The 2,034-nt window shown below is 74.6% G+C and carries 2 protein-coding genes; both read right to left on the bottom strand.

The annotated features are described in order from the left end of the window. Positions 1-1,223 (bottom strand): SpoIIE family protein phosphatase (locus AB0C29_RS45600; RefSeq protein WP_360834220.1); only part of this gene is annotated, 1,223 nt, incomplete at its 3' end. Between the two features lie 104 nt (positions 1,224-1,327). Further along, positions 1,328-2,034: amidohydrolase family protein (locus AB0C29_RS45605; protein WP_360834222.1), on the bottom strand; the 707-nt coding region annotated here is incomplete at its 5' end.

A 2,034-nucleotide genomic window follows, 5' to 3' on the forward strand; every position in this document is an offset into this window, starting at 1 on the left:
GCCCAGGACAGCACCCGGGTCGCCGGGTCGTAGGCGGCGATCGCGGCGGTGCCGGTGATGCCGAGCTGCCGGCTGAGCCCGTTGAGGTGGCGCAGCAGCACACCCGGGTCGCAGATGCCGATGGACAGCCAGGCCACCAGGGCGAACCGCAGGTGGGCCATGCCGCTGGCGGCCTCCAGCCCGTGCCCGGCGACATCACCGATGGCCAGCAGCGTGTGCCCGTCCGGCAGGGCCTGCGCGTGGTACCAGTCGCCGCCGACCTGCACGGCCTTCTCCGCCGGCAGGTAGCTGACCGCGGCTTCCAGGCCCGGCAGCGGAACGGGATCGCGCGGCACCGGCTGGATCAGCCGCTGCAGCTGCCCGGCCAGGCGGTGCTCGGCGATCGCGGTGATCTCCCGGGTGCGCAGCCGGTCGCCGAGCCGCTCGATCTCGGTCCGCGAGTCGACCCGGGCGGTGACGTCCTGCACCACGGCGTAGATCTTCAGCGGTGTCCCGTCCGCGTCCCGGGCGACGTCGGACAGGATCCGCAGATACTTCACCGTCCCGCCCGGCTGGAAGCGGACCGTCACGTCGGAGGTGGCCCCGCTGTCCAGCGTCTGCCAGGCCGCCTCGGCCTGCCCGGCGTCCGCCGGCACCAGGATCGCCGCCTGCTCCGTGCGCGACAGCGGACCCAGGGCGGGATCCCGGTCGAAGATCCGGTACATGCCCGGGGACCACTTGCTGCGTCCGGTCCGCAGGTCGTACTCGGCCCAGCCCAGGTTGCCGAGCAGCTCGGTCCGCTCCAGGCGGCGCTGGTCCTCGTCGAGCCGCTGCCAGCAGACGAGCAGCCCGCCGTGCATCGGGTGCACGCCGATGTCGAACAACGCCTCGGTGACCACGCCGGCCTGCCGCTCCTGATAGCGGAAGCCGGGCAGTTCGGCGGGCTCGCCGGTGGCCTGCGCCCGCAGATACAGCTGCCACAACGGGCCGCCGACCATGCTCGGATACAGCTCGCTGAGCAGCTCACCGATCCGGCTGGCGCCGCGGCCGTGGACGTCGCCGTCATTGCCGCTGACAGCCGCGATGCGGAAGTCGGTGATCCGCCCGGCGCCGTCGGCCACCGGCAGCATCCAGGTGCAGCCGGCCGGGATCACCGCCAGCACGTCCCGCACGACGGCGACCAGGTCGGCCGGCGGACCCGATGACCTCGTCCCCGGCCCGGGCCGGCCGCCGTCAGTCGCCATGCCCAGCAGCCTAACGGTCGGCGCGGGCCACGGAACCCACCGAACGCGGGACGCCTGACGAGGGACCCGGCCGCGCGCAGGTCCACTGTGCTGGGCCCAGCGGGTCAGGCGGCGGGCAGGCGGTAGACCCGGGTGGCCGTGCCCGCCAGCACCTGCGCCCGTTGCGCCGGTGGGTGCCCGGCGAGCGCCTCGAGGACCACGTCGACCCAGCGGGCGTACGGGGTGGCCAGGGTGGCGACGGGCCAGTCACCGCCGAACAGGCAGCGCTCGGGGCCGAACTCGGCCAGCGCGTCCCGCAGGTACGGCAGCACGTCACCCGGCCGCCAGCGGGCCAGGTCGGCCTCGGTGGTGAGGCCGGACAGCTTGCACACCACGTTGGGGAGCCCGGCGAGCCGGCGCAGGTGTTCCCGCCACGGGTCGCGCTCACCGGAGCGGACCGGCGGCTTGCCCAGGTGGTCCAGGACGAAGGTCACCTGGGGCACCAGCGCCACCAGTTCGGTGACCTCGGGCAGCTGGGAGTGCCGGACGCACAGGTCCGCGGTGAAGCCGTACCCGGCGAGCGACCGGACGCCGTCGACGTGACCGGCACTCGTGGCGAAGCCGGGCGGCTCGTCCTGCAAGTTGCGCCGTACGCCGCGTACCAGTGGCATCGCGGCCAGCTGCCGCAGGTCCGCCGAGATCTCCCGGCCGCGTTCGAGATCGGCGTGCGCGACCGCGCCGAGCAGCACAGGCCAGCCGGCGGCGACCTCCTGGACCCAGCGGAGCTCGTCGCGGGCCTGGCCCGCGGCCCGGCCCGCCTCGACGAAGACCG

The sequence above is a fragment of the Actinoplanes sp. NPDC048791 genome (assembly GCF_040650095.1).
GTDB lineage: Bacteria > Actinomycetota > Actinomycetes > Mycobacteriales > Micromonosporaceae > Actinoplanes.